This window comes from Pseudomonas sp. UBA6310 (genome assembly GCF_002438225.1).
Lineage (GTDB): Bacteria > Pseudomonadota > Gammaproteobacteria > Pseudomonadales > Pseudomonadaceae > Pseudomonas_O > Pseudomonas_O kuykendallii.
This window is the reverse complement of the sequence record NZ_DJTK01000059.1, coordinates 1-18,741: the sequence shown is the minus strand read 5'-3', so window position 1 is coordinate 18,741 and position 18,741 is coordinate 1. Positions and strand designations below refer to the sequence as shown.

The window sequence follows — 18,741 nt, the reverse complement described above, 5'->3', positions numbered from 1 at the left end:
GCGGTGGAGGATTCGCTGCGGCGGCTGCAGGTGGAAACCATCGACCTGTACCAGTCGCACCTGTTCGATCCCGAGGTGCCGCTGGAGGAAACCCTCGGTGTCTACCAAAGCCTCATCAAGCAGGGCAAGGTGCGCGCCATCGGCGCTTCCAACCACGACGCCGGCCAGCTGCGCCAGGCCCTCGACGTCAGCGCGGCGAATGACCTGCCGCGCTACGCCACGCTGCAGCCGGAGTACAACCTCTACGACCGCGGCGGCTACGAGGGTGCCCTGCGCGACCTGGCGATCGAGGAAAACCTGGGTGTCATCACCTATTACAGCCTCGCCTCCGGCTTCCTCTCCGGCAAGTACCGCTCCACGGCCGACCTCGGCAAGAGCCCGCGCGGCGAGGACATCGAGAAGTACCTCGACGCCCGCGGCCAGCGCATTCTTTCCGCGCTCGACGGGGTTGCCGACAAGCATCGGGCGACGCCGGCCGAGGTCGCCCTGGCCTGGCTCATCGCCACGCCCGGAGTCACCGCGCCAATCGCCAGCGCGACCAGGCGCAGCCAGCTGGACAGCCTGGTCAAGGCGGTCAGCCTGACGCTGGACGGGGAAGACATGGCGATCCTGAACGCCACCGGCGCCTGACCGCCGGGGAGGGCGGTTCCGCCCCGGCGAGGCGCTGCCGCCCACGCGAAGCGCTGCGACTCAGGCCAGTCCGCCGTTGGCGCGCAGGACTTGCCCATTGATCCAGCCCGACTGCGTGCCGGCGAGGAAGGCGACCACCGCGGCGATGTCGTCCGGCTCGCCGAGGCGCTGCAGCGGAGGCATCTTGGCGAACTGCTGGATCTGTTCCTCGCTCTTGCCCTCAAGGAACAGCTCGGTGGCGACCGGCCCCGGGGCGACCGCGTTGACGCGGATGTTGCGCCCGCGCAGCTCCTTGGCGAACACCGCGGTGAAGGCTTCCACGGCCGCCTTGCTGGCGTTGTAGATGGCGTAGCCCGGCAGTTTCAGGGCCAGCGCGGTGCTCGAGAAGTTGACGATGCGGCCGCCGTCGTTCATCCGCGCCGCCGCCTCGCGCAGGGTATTGAAGGTGCCGCGCGTGTTGATCGCGAAGGTCCGCTCGAACAACGCATCGTCGTGTTCGGCCAGTGGCGCGGTCTTGAGGATGCCGGCGTTGTTCACCAGCACGTCGACGCGGCCGAGGCTGGCCTCGGTTTCCTCGAACAGCCGCCGCACGTCCCCGGCGCTGGCGACGTCGGCCTTGACCGCGACGGCGCGGCCGCCGTCAGCGACGATCTGCGCCACCACGAGGTCCGCCTCGCTGGCGCTGCTGGCGTAGTTCACGGCGACCGCGTAGCCATCGGCGGCAAGGCGGCGGGCGATCTCGGCTCCGATGCCGCGGGAGGCGCCGGTGACGATGGCGACGGGTGATGAGGTCTGGTGGGTCATGGGCAATCTCCTGAGAAGTCGAGTGTGCTGTTTGCGTAGGACCACAGGTTCACATGCTCACTGCTGGGGATAAATACGCGGGAATTGGCGTTACCATTCAACGATCGCCAACAATCGAGGGCTGCTCCAATGGATCAGGTCAGGGCCATGAAGGTCTTCGTGAGGGTCTTCGAGCGCAACAGCTTCACGCTGGCTGCCGAAGACCTGCAGATGCCCCGCGCCACGCTGACCCACGTGATCAACCAGCTGGAAGCGCGCCTCGGCACCCGGTTGCTGGAGCGCAGCACGCGGCGGGTGCGGCCGACGCTGGATGGCGAGGCCTACCACGAGCGCTGCGTGCACCTGCTCGCGCAGCTGGAGGAGGCCGAGCACGCCTTTCGCAGCGTGGCGCCCAAGGGGCGCTTGCGCGTCGATCTGAACGGCACCCTGGCGCGGCATTTCGTGGTCCCGGCGCTGCCCGAGTTCCTCGCCCGCTACCCGGAGATCGAGCTATCGCTGAGCGAGGCCGACCGCTTCGTCGACCTGATCGAGGAGGGCGTCGACTGCGTGCTGCGCTCCGGCACTCTGGGCGATTCCTCGCTGATCGGCCGGCGCGTGGCGAACCTGGCGCAGATCACCGCCGCCAGCCCGGCCTACCTGAGCCGGTATGGCACGCCGCAGCGCCTGGAAGACCTCGCCGAACACCGCGCGGTGAACTACGTGTCGAAGTGCAGCGGACGCTTCTTCCCGTTCCAGTTCAGCGTCGACGGCGAGGTGTGCGAGGTGGACATCCAGGGCGCGCTGACCGTGTTCGGCGTGGAGATCTACGCCGCCTCGGCGCTCGCCGGCCTCGGCCTGGTGCAGGCGCCGCGCTACCGCTTCGCCGCGCAGCTCGAACAGGGCCTGATGTGCGAGGTGCTGCCGCAGTTCCCGCCGCCGCCGATGCCGGTCTCGCTGCTTTACCCGCAGAACCGCCATATGTCGCCCCGCGTGCGGGTGTTCGTCGACTGGCTGACGGGCGTGTTCCGCGAACAGGCGCCGGAGTGAAGTAGTACTCGCTCATCTCGCCTCGAAGATCGTCAGCGAACGGCGCAGGTGCTCGAGCACTTCGCGCCCGGCCCTGGACAGGCGTTGGCCGCGGCGCATCAGGATGCAGGCCTCGGAGGAGAGGAAGGTGGCGTTCGCCACCGGCAGCGCGACGACCTGCCCGGCGCGCACTTCCTCGGCGACGGCGAACCGCGGCAGCAGGCTGATGCCGCGTCCGGAGAGCACGTAGGTCTTGATGATCTCCAGCGAGGTGGTGGTCAGCTCCGGGCGCAGGCTGACCTTCTCGTAGGTTTCCACGCGCCGCACCAGCTGGCGGATGCCGATGCTCGGCGAGGTCAGCGCCAGCGGATAGCGGGCGATGGTGGGGAAGTCCACCGGCTCGCCGCGCAGCGCCAGTTCGTGTCCGGCGGGAACGATCAGGTGCAGCGGCTGGTGCGCGTGGGCGATCACTTCCAGTTCCGGATTGGTCATCGGCGCGAACACCAGGGCGAAGTGCGCGCGCTCTTCCAGCAGTTCGCGGGTCAGCTCCGGCACGCTCATGAAATCCAGCGTCAGCGGCGACTGCGCGCGCGCCAGCAGCGAGCCCAGCGCACCGCTCAGCGCCGGCAGGAAGCCCTCGCTGGCGACCACCCGCAGCGAGTCGTCCATGCGCGTGCGCAGGTTGTCCAGGCGGGTCAGCGCATGGTCGACGCTGGCCTGCTGTTCCTCGTGGCATTCCAGCAGCACCTGCGCCGCCTCCGAGCCGCTCACTCCCTTGCGCCCGTTCTTCTCCAGCAGGGTCAGGCCCAGCTCCTTCTCCAGCAGGGCGATCTGCCGGCTGACCACCGAGGGCGCGATGTCCAGGCTGTCGGCGGCGGCGCGCATCGAGCCGTGGCGCAGCGCAGCAGCGAGATAGCGGATGCGCTGGAAACCTTGTTGCTCCACGAGGGGTTCTCCTTTCGTTGACCAGATGGCAACGGTAATCCGCTTTTGGGGGCATTGTTCGAGGCCCGCGGTCTACCTAAGATTCGTATCAACCAAGGGGCGCAGACCCCACGGAATTCAAGCTTCGCCTTTTCGTTTCGACTGCCCTAGACCTTATTTACCTGCTGTCCGCCTGGGGAGTCCGCATGTCTATTTTCGATGACTATAAACGCAAAACCGCCGGTTCCGCCCGCTGGGCGGAGCGCGCCCGTGCCGTGATGCCGGACGGCGTGACCGCCGACACCCGCGTGTTCGAACCGCATGGCCTGTACATCAGCCACGCCCAGGGCACCTACAAGACCGATGTCGACGGTAACGCCTACCTGGATTTCTTCGGCGGCCACGGCTCGCTGGTCCTCGGCCATGGCTACCCCAAGGTCAACGCAGCGATCGCCGAGGCGTTGTCCCATGGCGTGCAGTACGCCGCCAGCCACCCGATGGAAGTGCGTTGGGCCGAACGTATCGTCCGGCAGATTCCCGGTGTCGAGAAGGTTCGCTTCGCCGGCAGCGGCACCGAGGCGACCCTGCTGGCGTTGCGCATGGCGCGGGCCTACACCGGGCGCCGCAAGATCCTGCGCATCGCCACCCACTACCACGGCTGGCACGACTTCTCCGCCTCCGGCTACAACAGCCACTTCGACGGCCAGCCGGCGCCCGGCGTGCTGGAGGAGATCGCCAGTCACACGCTGCTGATCCGCCCGGATGACTTCGCCGGCCTCGCCGCCGCCTTCGAAGCGCACGGCGCCGACATCGCCGCGATGATCGCCGAGCCGGTCGGCTCGCACTTCGGCGTCACCCCGGTTTCCGACGAGTTCCTCCAGGCCGGCGCCGAGCTGGCACGCAGCCAGGGCGCGCTGTTCATCCTCGACGAGGTGATTTCCGGCTTCCGTGTCGGCAACCATGGCATGCAGGGCCTGCTCGGCCTGAAGCCGGACCTCACCTGCCTGGCCAAGGCCGCCGCCGGCGGTCTGCCCGGCGGCATGGTCGGCGGCCGCGAGGAGGTGATGGCGGTGCTGGCGCGGGATTCGGCGCACAAGGTGCTGCACCAGGGCACCTTCACCGGCAACCCGGTGACCGCCGCCGCGGCCATCGCCACCATCGACGAGATCGTCGAGCGCGATGTTTGCGCGCGCATCAATGCGCTCGGCGAGCACGCCCGGCAATCGATGAACGCGCTGTTCGCGCGTAAGGGCCTCGACTGGCTGGCCTACGGACGTTTCTCCGGCTTCCACCTGATGCCCGGCGCGTCACCCCATGAGAGCGATCCGTCGCGGATCACCCGCGGCGAGTTCGCCAGACCCTCGCCGATGATGATCGCCGCCATGCGCATGGCGTTGATCCTCGAAGGCGTGGACATCGGCGGGCGGGGATCGGTGTTCCTCTCCTTCCAGCACGACGAGGGCCACATCGAGCAACTGGTCGAGACCTTCGACCGCGTGCTCGACCGGCTCGCCGACGAAGGCCTGCTGGACACGCCCGCCGCCTGATCTGCCGCCACCGCCCGCAACGCTGCCCGCGGCCTCTCGCGGCGGGCCGTGCTGCCTCCAACACTTTCGCTTTCGGGGAACTCACATGAACACCAGTCTCAAACTCGGCGGGGCCTTCATCGGCCTGATGGTCGGTGTCGGCTTCGCCTCCGGCCAGGAAATCCTGCAGTTCTTCACCAGCTTCGGCTGGGCCGGCCTGCTCGGCGGGGTGGTCGCCACCGCACTGCTGGCCTTCCTGGTGATGAACCTCTACCAGATCGGCAGTCGCCTGCGCACCGGCTCGCACAAGGAAGCCATCGAGTACATCTGCGGGCGCCACCTGGGCAAGGTGGTCGACGTGATGCTGACCTTCTTCCTGTTCGGCAGCGTGGTGGTGATGCTCGCTGGCGCCGGCTCCTCGTTCGAGCAGCAGCTCGGCGTGTCCCACTACATCGGCGGCGCGATCCTCAGCGTGCTGACGGTGGTCACCGTGTGCCTCGGGCTGAAGAAGGTCATCACCCTGATGAGCCTGATCACTCCGGTGCTGATGGTCATCGTGGCGATCATCGCGGTGTACGCGCTGACCAGCATGGACAAGCCGTTCGGCGAACTGGAACCGATCGCCCTGGCCCAGCCGCAGGCGGCCGGCCACTGGCTGCTCAGCGCGCTGCTCTACGTCTCCTACAACATCGCCGGCACCGCTGCGGTGCTGGTGGTGATCGGCAGCAGCGTCGGCGACACGCGCAAGGCCGGCATCGGCGGGATTCTCGGTGGCGTCGGCATCGGCGCGCTGATCATGGTGATGACCGTGGTGATGATGGCGAAGATCGACGTGGTCGCCGGCAGCGCGATTCCCACGCTGTTCCTCAGCAACCTGCTGTCGTCCTGGTTCGGCGACGTGATGCTGGTGCTGCTGCTGGTCAAGCTGTACTGCACCACGGTCGGTCTGACCTACGCCCTGGCCGCCCGCGCCGAGGCCTACGGACTGCCGTTCAAGACCTCGGTGGCGGTCAGCGTGGCGCTGGCCTTCGCCGGCAGCCTGTTCGGCTTCGTCAAGCTGGTCGGCATCGTCTACCCGGCGATGGGTTACCTGGGTTTCGTGCTGATGGCCGCGATCATCGTCGCCTGGGTGCGCAACCGTCGCCAGCAACCGGCGGCACAGCCGGCCTGATCCACGCCTTTTCTCAACGCCCGGTGCCGGTCAAGGCCGGCCCGGCTGCCTTTTTCGCTTTCCAGGTTTTCGCCCCATGCCCAGCGTTCATTCCGCCACCTACGACCTGCTCCGTCACCACGGTCTGACCACGGTGTTCGGCAATCCCGGCTCCAACGAGCTGCCGTTCCTGAAGAATTTTCCAGAGGACTTCCGCTACATCCTGGCGCTGCAGGAAGCGGTGGTGCTCGGCATCGCCGACGGTTACGCGCAGGCCAGCGGCCAGCCGGCGCTGGTCAACCTGCACGCGGCGGCCGGCACCGGCAACGCCATGGGCGCGCTGACCAACGCGCTGAGCGCGCACTCGCCGCTGGTGGTCACCGCCGGCCAGCAGGTGCGCGAGAGCATCGGCGTCGAGCCGCTGTTGACCAACGTCGACGCGGCGTTGCTGCCGCGTCCGCTGGTCAAGTGGAGCTACGAGCCGGCCAGCGCCGGCGACGTGCCGCGCGCCTTCTCCCAGGCGATCCACCTCGCCGCGCTGCCGCCGGCCGGCCCGGTGTACCTGTCGATTCCCTACGACGACTGGGACCGTCCCGCCGCCGAGCAGGCCGCGCACCTGGTCGAGCGCCGCGTGCATGGCCGCGCCCAGCCGCCGGCGGCACTGATCGCCGAACTCGCCGAGCGCCTGCATGGCGCGCGTAATCCGGTGTTGATTCTCGGCGCTGAGGTCGATACGCCCGGCGCCTACGCCGCCGCGGTGGCGCTGGCGGACCGCCAGCGGCTGCCGGTGTGGGCTGCGCCGTCGATCCCGCGCTGCCCGTTCCCCACCACCCATCCGGGCTTCCGCGGTCTGCTGCCGGCCGGCATGGCCAGCATCGCCCGGGTGCTCGAAGGCCACGACCTGATCCTGGTGATCGGCGCCCCGGTGTTCCGTTACCACCAGTTCGATCCCGGCGCCTGCCTGCCGGCCGGTGCCGCGCTGGTGGCGATCCTCGACGATCCGCTGGAGGCCAGCCGGCCGCTGATGGGCGAGGCGATCCTCGGTGATCCGCAACTGAGCCTGGAAGCGCTGCTCGCGCTGCTCCCGGCCAGTTCGCGGCCCGCCCCGCAGGCCTTGCCCGCGCCGCCGGCGTTGACCGGCGATGCGCCCGGCGGCATGGCGCCGGAGCAGGTCTTCGACATCGTCGCCGAGCTGGCGCCGGCCGATGCGGTGTACGTCAACGAGTCTACCTCGACCACCGCCGCGCTCTGGCAGCGACTGCCGATGCGCCACCCGCGCAGCTACTTCTTCCCCGCCGCGGGCGGGCTAGGCTTCGGCATCGCCGCGGCGATCGGCGCGCAGCTGGCGCTGCCGCAGCGCCAGGTGATCGGCCTGATCGGCGACGGCTCGGCGAACTACGCCATCACCGGACTGTGGACCGCCGTGCAGTACCGGATTCCGGCGATCTTCGTGATCCTCAACAACGGCACCTACGGCGCGCTGCGCTGGTTCGCCGGGCAATTGCGCGCCGAACAGGTGCCGGGCCTCGATGTGCCGGGCATCGACTTCTGTGCCCTGGCGGCCGGCTATGGCATGCGCGCGCTGAAGGCCAGCGATGCCGCCGGCCTGCGCGATGCGTTGCGCGCGGCGCTGGAGGCCGGCGAGCCGATGCTGATCGAGGTGAGCACGCGTTTCGGCTGAGACGCTGCACAAATCTTCCAGACCATCGGTTCGCGCAGCGATAGCCTGGCACCGCGTCGCTGCCGATAATGAGTGGCGACGCGGGAGGCAGGCATGAACAACAATTGGGTGGAACTGCTGCAGGACGGTGACACCGGCATCGAGACCATCCGGGCGCATTTCGAGGGCCATGCCTACGATCCGCACTGGCACGACAGCTACCTGGTCGGTTTCACCGAGCAGGGCGTGCAGCAGTTCCATTGCCGTGGCGCGCGGCGTTCGAGCACGCCGGGGCAGGTGTTCCTGCTCGAACCCGGCGACATCCATGACGGCCATGCGCCGACGGCTGAAGGGTTCACCTACCGCATGCTCTACCTCGACCCGCACTGGCTGGAGCGCGAGTTGTGCGGGCTGTTCGAGCAGGCGCCGGAACATGCCCAGCTGAGTTTCGCCCAGGTTCTCGCCGAGGACCCGCAGCTGGCCGGCGCCACCGCCAGCGCCTTCGCCATGCTCCACGGCCGGGACATCCGCATCGCCCGCCAGGCGGCGCTGGACCTTCTGCTGGAGCGCCTGACCCGCCATCTCACCTGGCGCACGCGGATGCCGGCCTGCGACCCACGCCTGCCGCGCGCGGCGCAGCGGGCGCGCGATTACCTGCACGCGCACCTGGAGCAGGACCTGGGCATGGACCAGCTGGCGCAGATCGCCGGGGTCGACCGCTATCGCCTGACCCGCGCCTTCAAGGCCGCTTATGGCCTGCCGCCGCACGCCTACCTGATCCAGCTGCGCCTGACCCGCGCGCGCCGCCTGCTGGCGCGGGGCGAGACGCCGGCGCTGGTCGCCGCGACGCTGGGCTTCGCCGACCAGAGCCACCTCGGCCGCTGGTTCCGCCGCGCCTACGCGCTGACCCCGGCGGACTACCGCACACGCTGCACGAATCGTCCAGACCGCTGAATCCAGCCGCGACATGCTGGGCTGCCCTTCTTCAGGAGCTGCCCATGTCCGCGTCCTTCTTGCCCTTCGTGCTGTTTGCACTGGTCGCCTCGATCACGCCCGGCCCGACCAACCTGCTGGTGTTGAACAACGGCGCGCGCCACGGCCTGCTCGCCAGCCTACCGGCGGTGTTCGGCGCCTGCGCCGCCGCGGCGGCCATCGTGCTGCTGGTGGGCAGCGGGTTCGGCGACCTGCTGGCGCGCCTGCCGCAGGTGCAACTGGCGATGAACGCGGCGGGCATCGCCTGGCTCAGCTACCTGGCCTGGAAGATCTTCCGCAGCCCGCCCCCGGACCTCGGCGCGCCGGGCGCCATGCCGGGGCGCTTCGGCCTGTTCGCCGCGGCGAGCCTGCAACTGGTCAACCCGAAGACCTGGATGATGGCCCTGGCGGTGCTCGGCGTGTTCGCCGGCCACGGCCCGGACCAGGGGCTGCGCACGCTGCAACTGGCGGCGATCTTCTTCGTCGTCTCGCTGCCCTGCCTGGCCGCCTGGGCCTGCCTGGGAGTCGGCAGCGCGCGGCTGCTGCGCTCGCCCACCGCACTGCGCCGCTTCAACCAGGCGATGGGGCTGTTGCTGCTGGTTTCCGCCTGGCTGGGCCTGCTCCTGTAGGGTGCGCCATGCGCACCTTCCCCTCGGTGAAGCCGAAGCCTTGGCGCTACGGCTCGGTGCGCGCGGCGCACCCTACGGACAGCGGTCGCTGGGCCTGCTCCTGTAGGGTGCGCCATGCGCACCTTCCCTTCGGTTAAGCCGAAGCCTTGGCGCTACGGCTCGGTGCGCGCGGCGCACCCTACGGGAGCGGGTTTGCGCCAGGCGTTTGGTGAAGCCGAAGCCCTGGCGTCACTCAGAAGGTCGCGAGAATCAGCCCGAGGGTTTCCATCGCCCGCTCGCTGCCGGCGTCCCACGGGTGACCGTGGTTGAGCCGTGCGCAGTTGCCGAAGCGGCGGGTGGCGGAAAAGATCGGCCCCGGCGCCAGGCTGATGCCCTGGGCGAGGGCCAGCTGGAACAGCTGCAGCGAGTCGACCTGCTCGGGAAACTCGAACCAGAGGAAGTAGCCGCCGGTGGGCCGCGTCACCCGCGTGCTCGCAGGGAAATGCCGGGCAGCGGAGGCGAGCATCGCGCCCTGCTGCATCTCCAGAGCATGGCGCAGCTTGCGCAGGTGGCGGTCGTAGCCACCGTGCTGCAGGTAATCGGCGATCGCCGCCTGGGCCGGCACCGAGGGCGAGATGGTGGTCATCAGCTTGAGCCGGCTGATCTGTTCGGCGTAGCGCCCTCCGGCCACCCAGCCGACCCGGTAACCCGGCGCCAGGCTCTTGGAGAAGGAGCCGCAATGCATCACCAGGCCGTCGCGGTCGAAGCTCTTCACCGGCTTCGGCGGCTGCGTGCCGTAGTACAGCTCGGCGTAGACGTCGTCCTCGATCAGCGGCACCTGATGGCCGTGGAGCAGTTCGTAGAGGGCACGCTTCTTGTCCTCGCTCATGCTCGCACCGAGCGGGTTCTGCAGGCTGCTCATGAACCAGCAGGCCTTGATCGGCAGGCGTTGCAGGCTGTCGGCGAGGCTCTCCAGGTCGATGCCTTCGCGCGGGTGCACGGGAATCTCCACCGCCTTGAGCTTCAGCCGTTCGAGTACCTGCAGGGTGGCGTAGAACGCCGGCGCCTCGATGGCCACCAGGTCACCGGGACGGGTCACGCTCTGCAGGCAGAGGTTGAGCGCCTCCATCGCGCCGTTGGTGATCACCAGTTCGTCCATTGGCAGACGCACGCCGGCGACCATGTAGCGCAGGGCGATCTGCCGGCGCAGGTCGGGATTGCCGGCGGTCATGTCGGCGATCACCGCTTGCGGGGGCATGTCGCGCACGCTCTGCGCCATCGATCGGGCCAGCCGCGCGAGGGGGAACAGGTAGGGGCTCGGGAAGGCCGAACCGAAGGGCACGGTGGCCGGGTTCTTCAGCGAGCCGAGCACCGAGAACACCAGTTCGCTGACGTCCACCTCGGTGGTCTGCGCCTGGCGCGGGCCGCGCTCCACCGGCGATTCCGGCTCGTGCAGCGGGTGCTTGGCGTGCTCGCGGACGAAGTAGCCGGAACGCGCCCGCGCCTGGATCAGCCCGCGGTCCTCCAGCAGGTAGTAGGCCTGGAACACCGTGGACGGGCTGACCCCGTAGGTGCGGCTGGCGTGACGTACCGAGGGGACGCGCTCGCCGGGGGCGAGCACGCCGTTGCGGATCGATTCGGCGATCTCGTCGGCGAACTTCTCGTAGCGCTTCATCGTGGACAGGGTCATCGCGGCTGGGCTGGTGCTGGACACTGTACTTCAACCTGTCGGTGCTTCGGGGATGTCGGAGCGGCGGCCTCGCGGGTGTCGCCACCGATCAGCGATTGATCGGCGCGACGAAGGTGCTGGCGGCGCTGATCCGGGTCGTCGGTTCGTCGAGGTCCTGCACGGCGAAGGTCAGTGGCTGCGAGCTGTTCGCGGTGTCCGCGGTCAGTGCCACGCTCACCGGCAGATCGGCGATCTCCCCCGGTTGCAGGAGCACCTCGCGCTGGCCGCTGTAGTGGAAGTCGCCTTCCTCGGCCAGTTCGATGACGTAGTGGCGCGCCTGCTGGGTCTTGTTGATCAGCTTCAGGGTGTAGATGTTCTCGATCTGGCCGAGGCTGTTCTCGCGGTACAGACCGCGGTCCTTGGTCACGTCCAGCGACACCAGCGGGCGAACCTGCAGGGCCCAGACGAAGGCGCCGATCATCGCCACCAGCAGCGCCGCGTAGCCGATCAGGCGCGGCCGCAGCAGGCGGGTCTTGCCGCCCGCCATCGCGCGTTCCGAGCTGTAGCGCACCAGGCCGCGGGCATAGCCCATCTTGTCCATCACCGAGTCGCAGGCGTCGATGCAGGCGCCACAGCTCAGGCAGTCGAGCTGCAGGCCGTCACGGATGTCGATGCCGGTGGGGCAGACCTGGACGCAGATGGTGCAGTCTATGCAATCGCCCAGCCCGGCGCTGCGCGGGTCGACGTCCTTGCGCCGCGGGCCGCGATTCTCGCCACGGGCGGCGTCGTAGGTCACCACCAGGGTGTCGGCGTCGAACATCACGCTCTGGAAGCGCGAGTAGGGGCACATGTGCAGGCACACCTGCTCGCGCAGCCAGCCGGCGTTGAGATAGGTGGCGGTGGCGAAGCAGGCGACCCAGAAGGCGGTGGTCAGATCCAGTTGCAAGGTGAACAGCTCGCGCACCAGGTCGCGGATCGGCGTGAAGTAGCCGACGAATGCCAGCGCGGTGGCCAGGCTGATGGCGAGCCAAAGCGCGTGCTTGGCGCCACGCCGCAGCAGCTTGGTCGCCGACCAGGGCGCGGCGTCCAGCTTGAGACGCTGGCCGCGATCACCCTCGGTGACCTTCTCCGCCCACATGAACACCCAGGTCCAGACGCTTTGCGGGCAGGTGTAGCCGCACCACACGCGGCCGGCGAACACGGTGATGGCGAACAGGCCGAAGGCGGCGATGATCAGGATCGCCGAGAGCAGCACCAGGTCCTGCGGCCAGAAGGTCGCGCCGAAGATGTAGAACTTGCGCCCGGAGAGGTCCCAGAGCACGGCCTGGCGGCCGCCCCAGTCGAGCCAGGCGGTGCCGAAGAACAGCAGGAACAGCGCCCCGGCGCCATAGCGGCGCAGGTTGCGGAACAGTCCGGTGAAACTGCGGGTGTGGATCGGCCCGCCGGCTTGCGCGGGGGTGAGGCGGATTGGCTGGCTCGGATCGATGCTGTCGATGATCCGGGCGGGAATACGGTCGGTCATGGTGTCGCCCCATCAGGCTTTTTATCAGGCCCGACCATGATCGGCGGCGAACTGTGCCGGTAACAGACTCAGCTAAATCTAAAAAAACCAGATCAGATGATCCGGTGCCCTGGCTGCAGGCCCCGTGGCGAAAGGCCGCAGGGTCCGCAGGGCCAGAGCGGCAGTATCACCGCGAACGACACGCGCTGCCGGAGTGGGCAGCCGCGCCCGCGCTCAAAGCCCCAGGTCGGACAGGCCGGGATGCTGGTCCGGCCGGCGCCCCAGCGGCCAGCGATACAGGCGCTGCTCCTCGCGGATCGGCAGGTCGTTGATGCAGGCGAAACGCCGCGTCATCAGCCCGTCGGCGTCGAACTCCCAGTTCTCGTTGCCGTAGGAGCGGAACCAGTTGCCTGAGTCGTCGTGCCATTCGTAGGCGTAGCGCACGGCGATGCGGTTGCCGTCGAAGGCCCACAGCTCCTTGATCAGCCGGTAATCCAGTTCCTTCGCCCATTTGCGCTCGAGGAAGGCTTTCGCCCCGGAGCGGTCATGGACGAACTCGGCGCGGTTGCGCCACTGGGTGTCGAGGTTGTAGGCCAGCGAGACGCGTTCGGGGTCGCGGCTGTTCCAGCCGTCCTCGGCGAGGCGCACCTTCTCGACGGCGCTCTCGCGGGTGAACGGTGGCAGCGGCGGGCGTTGTGTGGACATGGTCGGCTCCAGGGCGGACAGGGGCTATGCATTGACCACGCGGCTGCGCGGTGCGATCCGTTCGGCGATGCGCTCCACCAGGTACTCGGCATCCCGGGCGACCCCGGAGAAGCGTCCCGAGCCCCAGGTGTAGAGCCACGGCAGGCCGAGGAAATACAGCCCCGGCTGGGCGCTGACGCCGCGCGCGTGGACCGGATGGCCGCGACCGTTGAACACGCCGGCGTCGACGTAGGCGAAGTCCGGGGCGAAGCCGATGCACCAGACGATGCAACTGATGCCGGCTTCCGTCAGGTTCAGCGTCTCGCGCTCCGCCGCCGGTTGCCAGAGCGGCTGGTAGACCTCGCCGGGCGGCGCGTCGATGGCGTTCTCTGCGATGTACTGGTCGATGCTGGCGTTGATCCGGTTGTACACCGCGTCCGCCGCATCCAGCTTCGCCGCCAGATCGGTGGAGAAGCGCAGGGTGTCGCCGTCCAGCTCGCGCAGCACGCCGAACAGCTGCATGCCTTCGAGGGCGAAGCGGCGCAGGTCGATGTCGCGCCCGCCGTCGCGGCCGGTGACGTAGTGGTTGGTGTTGTCGCGTACGCCCTCGCGCAACGGGTGGCGGTCGACGCCGATGTCGTAGTAGCCCATCTCCGCCAGCCAGTCGACCACGTCGCGGCCGCGGTGGAAGCGTGCGCAGCGCGGCGCATCGCCGACTGCCAGGAACACCTCGCGGCCAGCCAGGTGCAAATCCTCGGCGATCTGCGCGCCGGACTGCCCGGAGCCGACCACCAGCACCTTGCCGGCCGGCAACTGCGCCGGGTTGCGGTACTGCTCGGAGTGGATCTGGGTGATGCTCGGCGGCAGGCGCTCGGCCAGGCGCGGGATGATCGGCGTGTGATAGCCACCGGAGGCGATGATCACCTCGTCGGCGCTGAACTCGCCGGCCGAGGTCTGCACGCTGTAGCCGCCCTGCGGCCGCGGGCTGACCTTCTGCACCGCGACGCCCTCGCGCACCGGTGCGTTCACCGAGGCGATGAAGCCGTCGAGGTAGGCGATGATTTCCTCGCGCTTCATGAAGCCGTGTGGGTCGTCGCCCTGGTACGGGTAGCCGGGCAGTGCGCACTGCCAGTTCGGCGTGACCAGGCAGAAGGCGTCCCAGCGCTGCGTGCGCCAGGCGTGGGTCAGGCTGTTCTTCTCCAGCAGCAGGTGATCGATGCCCTGCTGCTGCAGGTAGTAGCTTGCGGAAAGACCGGCCTGGCCGCCGCCGACGATGATGACGCTGTGGTGCTGGGGTTGAGGGGCGCTTTTCATGGGGTTCTCCGAAAAAGGGTCGGTCGACGGGCGTGCCGCTGAGGCATTCGCCCGGAATGGCTTCTGTAGGGTGGATCGCGCTTCATCGATCCACCGATCGACGCGACGGTGGATGGAAGAGCGTCGGCTATGCGCCCCGATCCACCCAGGGTCCTGTTCGCCCCGAGCGTGGGGCGGGCAACGCTAGGTGGGGAACGAGCCCCAGCCGCCGAGCACGCAGCCTTCGCTGGCGGTGTTCATCTCCAGCACCTGCACGGCGCCTTCGCCATGGCGGTCGGCCTGGTACTTGAGCGAGGCGAGGGTGTCCATCGCCGAGCTGCAGTAGAAGCCCTTCACCTCCTTCACTCGTTCGGACGCCGCGTTCAGCGCGGTTTCCAGGCGTTGCAGGAAATCCTCCAGGGCGTAGGGCACGCCGCTGTGCAGGTGTTCGTAGATCACCGTGGACGGTGAGTAACCGGGGCTTTCCTGGCCATCGGGCCAGCGCACGCGAAAGTTGACGGCGGGCATGTCAGTGCTCCTGGGCGGGGGTGTGGGTGGGGTAGCGCAAGCCGGTGAAGGGCGTCTGCGCGAGGTTCCAGAATTCGCTGCGCTCGGTGTCCTGGCGCACGACCAGGCGCGCGCTGGCGTCGATCCGGCCGATGCGCGCGCAGGTCAGGCCGTGGAAGGCGAAGGCGGCCTGCACTTCCGGGAAGGCGGCTTCGTCGAGGCTGAGCAGGTAGCCGTAGCTGGGGAACGCCTGCAGCCAGCGCGGCAGGTCGCCGTCGGCCGGGCGCGGCAGGGCGTCGAGGTCCAGCTCGGCGCCGCAGCCGGTGGGTTCCAGCAGCATCAGCAGGGTGCCCAGCAGGCCGGCGTTGCTGATGTCCTTGGCGGCCAGCAGCAGGCCGGCCTCGGCCAGCCGCGGGATGACTTCCAGCTGTTCGCGCAGGCGTTCGCCGGGGACGTTCTCGAAGGCCTTCCAGTAGGGCGCGTCGGCATGCCAGCGGCCGTCGAGGTCGACCGCCATGGCCAGCACCTGGCCGGGGGCGACGTGCAGCGTCGAGAGCAGCTTCTTCGCGATGCCGGTGATCGCCACCGCCAGCGCCGCCGGGTTGCCGCCGGCCTGGCTGGTGTGGCCGCCGGCGAGGATCAGCCCGTAGGCCTCGCAGGCGGCGCGGATGCCGGCGAGCACCTGGCCGGCGGCGTCGGCGTCGTGATGCCAGTAGGCGTTGACCACCGCGCAGGCGCGCCCACCCATGGCGGTGATGTCGCTGACGTTGGCCATCACCGCCGACCAGCCGGCGAACCAGGGCGCCGCCTCGACGAAGGCCGGCAGCATGCCCTCGATGGCCAGCAACTGGTAACGGTCGCCGACGCGGATCGCCGCGGTGTCGTCGCCGGGCAGGGCGTAGAGCGCGTCGCGGCTCGCCGCGAGCGGGGCGTCCAGCTGCCGGGCCGGGCGTTGGATGGCCAGCTTGGCGCGCATCGCCGGGGTGTCGCGCAGGGTGTCGAGCAGCGCTTCGAGCGGCGTGCTCATCGGCAGGCGCAGGGCGTTAGTCATGGCGGCGCGCCTTCAGGGGCAGCAGCGACACCTGGCGCGGCATGAACGGGTAGCGGCCGAGGTCCGCCTGCATCAGCGCGTGCGGCTGGCCTAGCAGTTCCAGGTGTTCCAGGGTCTGCCAGTGCAGGCCGTGGAAGTACGCCTCGTTGGCCTGTTGCACGGTGGCGAGGAAGCGCGTGCAGCCCAGCTCGATGGCGCGCGACACCGCCTCGTTGACCAGCGCCGTGCCGATCAGCCCGTGACGGCGATAGGCGCGCTCGACGCACAGCCGGCCGCCGTACCAGAGGCCCGGCTCGGGCTGGTAAATGCGCACCGCGCCGATCACCCGGTCGGCCACCGCGCAGTTGTTCGCCAGGGCGACGATGGCGATGGCCTGGAAATCGTGGGCGTCGCGGTCCTGGGCGAGCAGTTGCTGTTCCTCGGAAAACACCGCGCGGCGCAGGGCGAAGTAGGCGCGGCGCTCCCAGGCCTCGCTGGCCGGCTTGACCAGCAGGTCGTCGGCGCGGAACGGGGCGAACTGATCGTCGACCAGGGCGAAGGCGTTCATCGGCGTGCTCCTCACTCGTGTTTCTTCAGGGCCGAGCAGGCGCCGCACTTGGCGCAGCCGGCGTTGATCTTCTCGGAGTGCAGCCCGTGGCGGCGCAGGCTGGCGCCGATGCGCGGGTAGAGGCGCTGGAGCATGGCGTTGTCCGGTTTCGGGTGCTGCGCCAGCGGCGTGCCGTCGATGGGCACGAAGGGCACCACGAAGGGGTACACGCCGAGCGCGGCGAGGCGTTCGGAAATGCCAGCGATCTCGTCTTCGGAGTCGCCCAGCCCGGCGAGGATGTAGGTGCTCACCTGGCCGTGGCCGAACACCTTGAGCGCCGCCTCGAAGGCCGAGAAGTAGCGGCTCAACGGAACCTCGGCCTTGCCCGGCATGATCCGCGCACGCACCGCGTCGGTGACCGCCTCCAGGTGCATGCCGAGGGACACCACGCCGCTGTCCCTGAGGCGGGCGAACCAGGCGTCGTCGTCCGGCGGCTCGCACTGCGCCTGGATCGGCAGGTCCACCGCGGCGCTGACCGCGGCCGCCGACTCGCAGAGGATCGCCGCGCCGCGATCGGGCGTCTGCGGCGTGCCGGTGGTCATCACCATGTGCTTGACGCCGTCCAGCTCGACCGCCGCCTTCGCCACCTCGGCGAGCTGCGCCGGGCGCTTGCGAGCGATGGTCTTGCCGTTGGCCAGCGACTGGCCGATGGCGCAGAACTGGCAGGCGCTGGCCGCCTCGTTCATGCGGATGCAGTGCTGCAGCACCGTGGTGGCGAGCACGTCGCGGCTGTGCAGGGTGGCGATCTTCCAGTAGGGGATGCCGTCGGCGGTGCTGAGCGAATAGAAGTTCGGCACGCCGGGGATCTTCACTTCGCCGACCTGCAGGCCGTCGCGGAAGATCAGCGCCAGCTCGCCGCTGGGGTGCGCCGAGTAGGGCGAATCCAGCGACGCCTGGTTGAGCATCGGCACCATCGCGGTGTGGCTGCCGAGGCTCAGCGCCTTGTGGTCCGACGGCCCGGCGCCGCCCTTGCGCGACAGCCCGGCGTTGCCGTCGAGCCAGCGCACGCCGTGGCATTGCAGTTCGCTGAGCAGGTCGCTGGCGATCAGGTCAGAGGCTGGCATGGTCGAGCTCCTCGAGCGCACGGGCCGGCAGCGCCGCCGGACGTTCGTGCAGGTGCGCGGTGGGCGTGCGGTCGATCAGCAGGCTGAGCAGTTCCGGGCGGCTGTAGTGGCCGACCGAATCCATCATCCGCTTGCGCTTGTCGATCAGCGCCAGGTCGAGGTCGGCGATCACCACGCCTTCGCCACTGCGCAGCGGCTCGCCGAGCAGGCGGCCTTCCGGCGAGACGATGGCGGTGAAGCAGCCGCCGGAGATCGGCGCCAGCTCGCAGCCGGTATCGGCCATGATCCGTTGCTGCTGTTCCGGCTCCAGCCAGGCGGTGGCGTTGACCACGAAGCAGCCGGATTCCAACGCGTGGTGGCGGATGGTCACCTCGATCTGCTCGGCGAAGATCTCGCCGACCAGGCAGCCGGGAAACATCGCCGCGTGGATCTGTTCGCCGTCGGCCATCAGGGCATAGCGCGCCAGCGGGTTGTAGTGCTCCCAGCAGGCCAGCGAGCCGATGCGCCCGGCGGCGCTGTCCACCGCGCGCAACCCGGAGCCGTCGCCTTGTCCCCAGACCATGCGCTCATGGTAGGTCGGGGTGATCTTGCGGCGGTGCTGGATCAGCGTGCCGTCGGCGTCGAACAGCAGCTGGGCGTTGTAGATCGTGCCGCCGTCGCGCTCGTTGACGCCGATCGACACCACCATGTTGGCCGCGCGGCAGGCCTCGCCGATGGCGAGCGTCGCGGCGGAGGGCACCTGCACCGATTCGTCGAGCAGTTTCAGGTGCTGCTTGCCCATCGCGAAAGGCGGCTGGACGAAGGAAAAATAGGGGTAGTAGGGCACCACCGTTTCCGGGAACACGGCGAACTGCACGCCTTCCCGGCCGAGGGCCTCGATCTGCCGGCAGACCTTGTCGACGGTGCCTTCGCGGCTGTAGAGCACCGGCGAAAGCTGCACGGCGGCGGCGCGGAGGGTGGGCATGGGCGGAACTCCTGATGAAGTGGCTCGAACACTGGACAGTCCGCTCTTCCATTCTTGGAGGAGGGATAGGGAGAGGGGCTTTGCCTGTGGCTCCGGCGCGGCCCTGGCCCTCTCCCCCGGCCCCTCTCCCGTGAACGGGAGAG

Annotated in this window: 18 protein-coding genes; 7 read left to right on the top strand and 11 right to left on the bottom strand. The window is 69.1% G+C overall.

Annotation, left to right across the window (positions count from 1 at the left end):
- A partial coding sequence (locus tag B3E91_RS14595; RefSeq protein WP_287030107.1) for an aldo/keto reductase occupies positions 1-630 on the top strand: 630 nt, incomplete at its 5' end.
- A gap of 60 nt (positions 631-690) precedes the next feature.
- Here the strand turns inward: B3E91_RS14595 and B3E91_RS14590 are convergent.
- Positions 691-1,434: an SDR family oxidoreductase gene (locus tag B3E91_RS14590; protein WP_287030106.1), complete on the bottom strand. Its 744-nt coding sequence runs from the start codon at positions 1,432-1,434 to the stop codon at positions 691-693.
- Between the two features lie 129 nt (positions 1,435-1,563).
- Here B3E91_RS14590 and B3E91_RS14585 point away from each other — a divergent pair, with 129 nt between their 5' ends.
- Positions 1,564-2,460: a LysR family transcriptional regulator gene (locus B3E91_RS14585; protein ID WP_273229100.1), complete on the top strand. Its 897-nt coding sequence runs from the start codon at positions 1,564-1,566 to the stop codon at positions 2,458-2,460.
- 12 nt (positions 2,461-2,472) lie between these two features.
- Here the strand turns inward: B3E91_RS14585 and B3E91_RS14580 are convergent, their stop codons facing one another.
- On the bottom strand, positions 2,473-3,384 hold the full coding sequence (locus B3E91_RS14580; RefSeq protein WP_287030104.1) for a LysR family transcriptional regulator: 912 nt from the start codon (positions 3,382-3,384) through the stop codon (positions 2,473-2,475).
- A 185-nt stretch (positions 3,385-3,569) separates the two neighbouring features.
- Here B3E91_RS14580 and B3E91_RS14575 point away from each other — a divergent pair, with 185 nt between their 5' ends.
- From B3E91_RS14575 to B3E91_RS14555, 5 genes are all read left to right on the top strand, one after another.
- Positions 3,570-4,910, top strand: coding sequence for an aspartate aminotransferase family protein (locus tag B3E91_RS14575; RefSeq protein ID WP_287030102.1), 1,341 nt, complete (start codon positions 3,570-3,572; stop codon positions 4,908-4,910).
- An 85-nt stretch (positions 4,911-4,995) separates the two neighbouring features.
- A complete protein-coding gene (locus B3E91_RS14570; protein WP_090223739.1) occupies positions 4,996-6,060 on the top strand; it encodes a hypothetical protein in 1,065 nt (354 codons plus the stop codon).
- A gap of 76 nt (positions 6,061-6,136) precedes the next feature.
- On the top strand, positions 6,137-7,720 hold the full coding sequence (gene mdlC, locus B3E91_RS14565; protein ID WP_287030101.1) for a benzoylformate decarboxylase: 1,584 nt from the start codon (positions 6,137-6,139) through the stop codon (positions 7,718-7,720).
- Between the two features lie 93 nt (positions 7,721-7,813).
- The gene (locus B3E91_RS14560) at positions 7,814-8,653 is read left to right on the top strand and encodes an AraC family transcriptional regulator (protein WP_090223735.1); all 840 of its coding nucleotides are present in this window, start codon (positions 7,814-7,816) and stop codon (positions 8,651-8,653) included.
- 44 nt (positions 8,654-8,697) lie between these two features.
- Positions 8,698-9,300 (top strand): LysE family translocator, encoded by a 603-nt coding sequence (locus tag B3E91_RS14555; RefSeq protein ID WP_287030100.1) that lies wholly within the window; start codon positions 8,698-8,700, stop codon positions 9,298-9,300.
- 232 nt (positions 9,301-9,532) lie between these two features.
- On the opposite strand, the gene mapR is transcribed toward B3E91_RS14555, so the two are convergent.
- The 9 genes from mapR to B3E91_RS14510 form a co-directional block, all read right to left on the bottom strand.
- The gene (gene mapR, locus B3E91_RS14550) at positions 9,533-10,954 is read right to left on the bottom strand and encodes a GntR family transcriptional regulator MpaR (RefSeq protein WP_287030109.1); all 1,422 of its coding nucleotides are present in this window, start codon (positions 10,952-10,954) and stop codon (positions 9,533-9,535) included.
- Between the two features lie 103 nt (positions 10,955-11,057).
- A complete protein-coding gene (gene ccoG / locus B3E91_RS14545; protein ID WP_273229106.1) occupies positions 11,058-12,470 on the bottom strand; it encodes a cytochrome c oxidase accessory protein CcoG in 1,413 nt (470 codons plus the stop codon).
- A gap of 213 nt (positions 12,471-12,683) precedes the next feature.
- The gene (locus tag B3E91_RS14540) at positions 12,684-13,154 is read right to left on the bottom strand and encodes a nuclear transport factor 2 family protein (protein WP_287030098.1); all 471 of its coding nucleotides are present in this window, start codon (positions 13,152-13,154) and stop codon (positions 12,684-12,686) included.
- Between the two features lie 24 nt (positions 13,155-13,178).
- The gene (locus tag B3E91_RS14535; protein WP_273229109.1) at positions 13,179-14,447 is read right to left on the bottom strand and encodes an MSMEG_0569 family flavin-dependent oxidoreductase; all 1,269 of its coding nucleotides are present in this window, start codon (positions 14,445-14,447) and stop codon (positions 13,179-13,181) included.
- Between the two features lie 183 nt (positions 14,448-14,630).
- Positions 14,631-14,954 (bottom strand): MSMEG_0570 family nitrogen starvation response protein, encoded by a 324-nt coding sequence (locus tag B3E91_RS14530; protein ID WP_287030095.1) that lies wholly within the window; start codon positions 14,952-14,954, stop codon positions 14,631-14,633.
- Between the two features lies 1 nt (position 14,955).
- The gene (locus B3E91_RS14525; protein WP_287030094.1) at positions 14,956-15,984 is read right to left on the bottom strand and encodes a sll0787 family AIR synthase-like protein; all 1,029 of its coding nucleotides are present in this window, start codon (positions 15,982-15,984) and stop codon (positions 14,956-14,958) included.
- Positions 15,977-16,531 carry an MSMEG_0567/Sll0786 family nitrogen starvation N-acetyltransferase gene (locus tag B3E91_RS14520; RefSeq protein ID WP_273229112.1) on the bottom strand — a complete coding sequence of 185 codons (555 nt, stop codon included), beginning with the start codon at positions 16,529-16,531 and terminating at the stop codon, positions 15,977-15,979. The genes B3E91_RS14525 and B3E91_RS14520 overlap by 8 nt, the downstream gene beginning before the upstream one ends.
- Positions 16,532-16,542: 11 nt before the next feature.
- Positions 16,543-17,634, bottom strand: coding sequence for an MSMEG_0568 family radical SAM protein (locus B3E91_RS14515; RefSeq protein WP_287030092.1), 1,092 nt, complete (start codon positions 17,632-17,634; stop codon positions 16,543-16,545).
- Positions 17,621-18,598, bottom strand: coding sequence for a Nit6803 family nitrilase (locus B3E91_RS14510; RefSeq protein ID WP_287030091.1), 978 nt, complete (start codon positions 18,596-18,598; stop codon positions 17,621-17,623). The genes B3E91_RS14515 and B3E91_RS14510 overlap by 14 nt, the downstream gene beginning before the upstream one ends.
- Between the last annotated feature and the right edge of the window lie 143 nt (positions 18,599-18,741).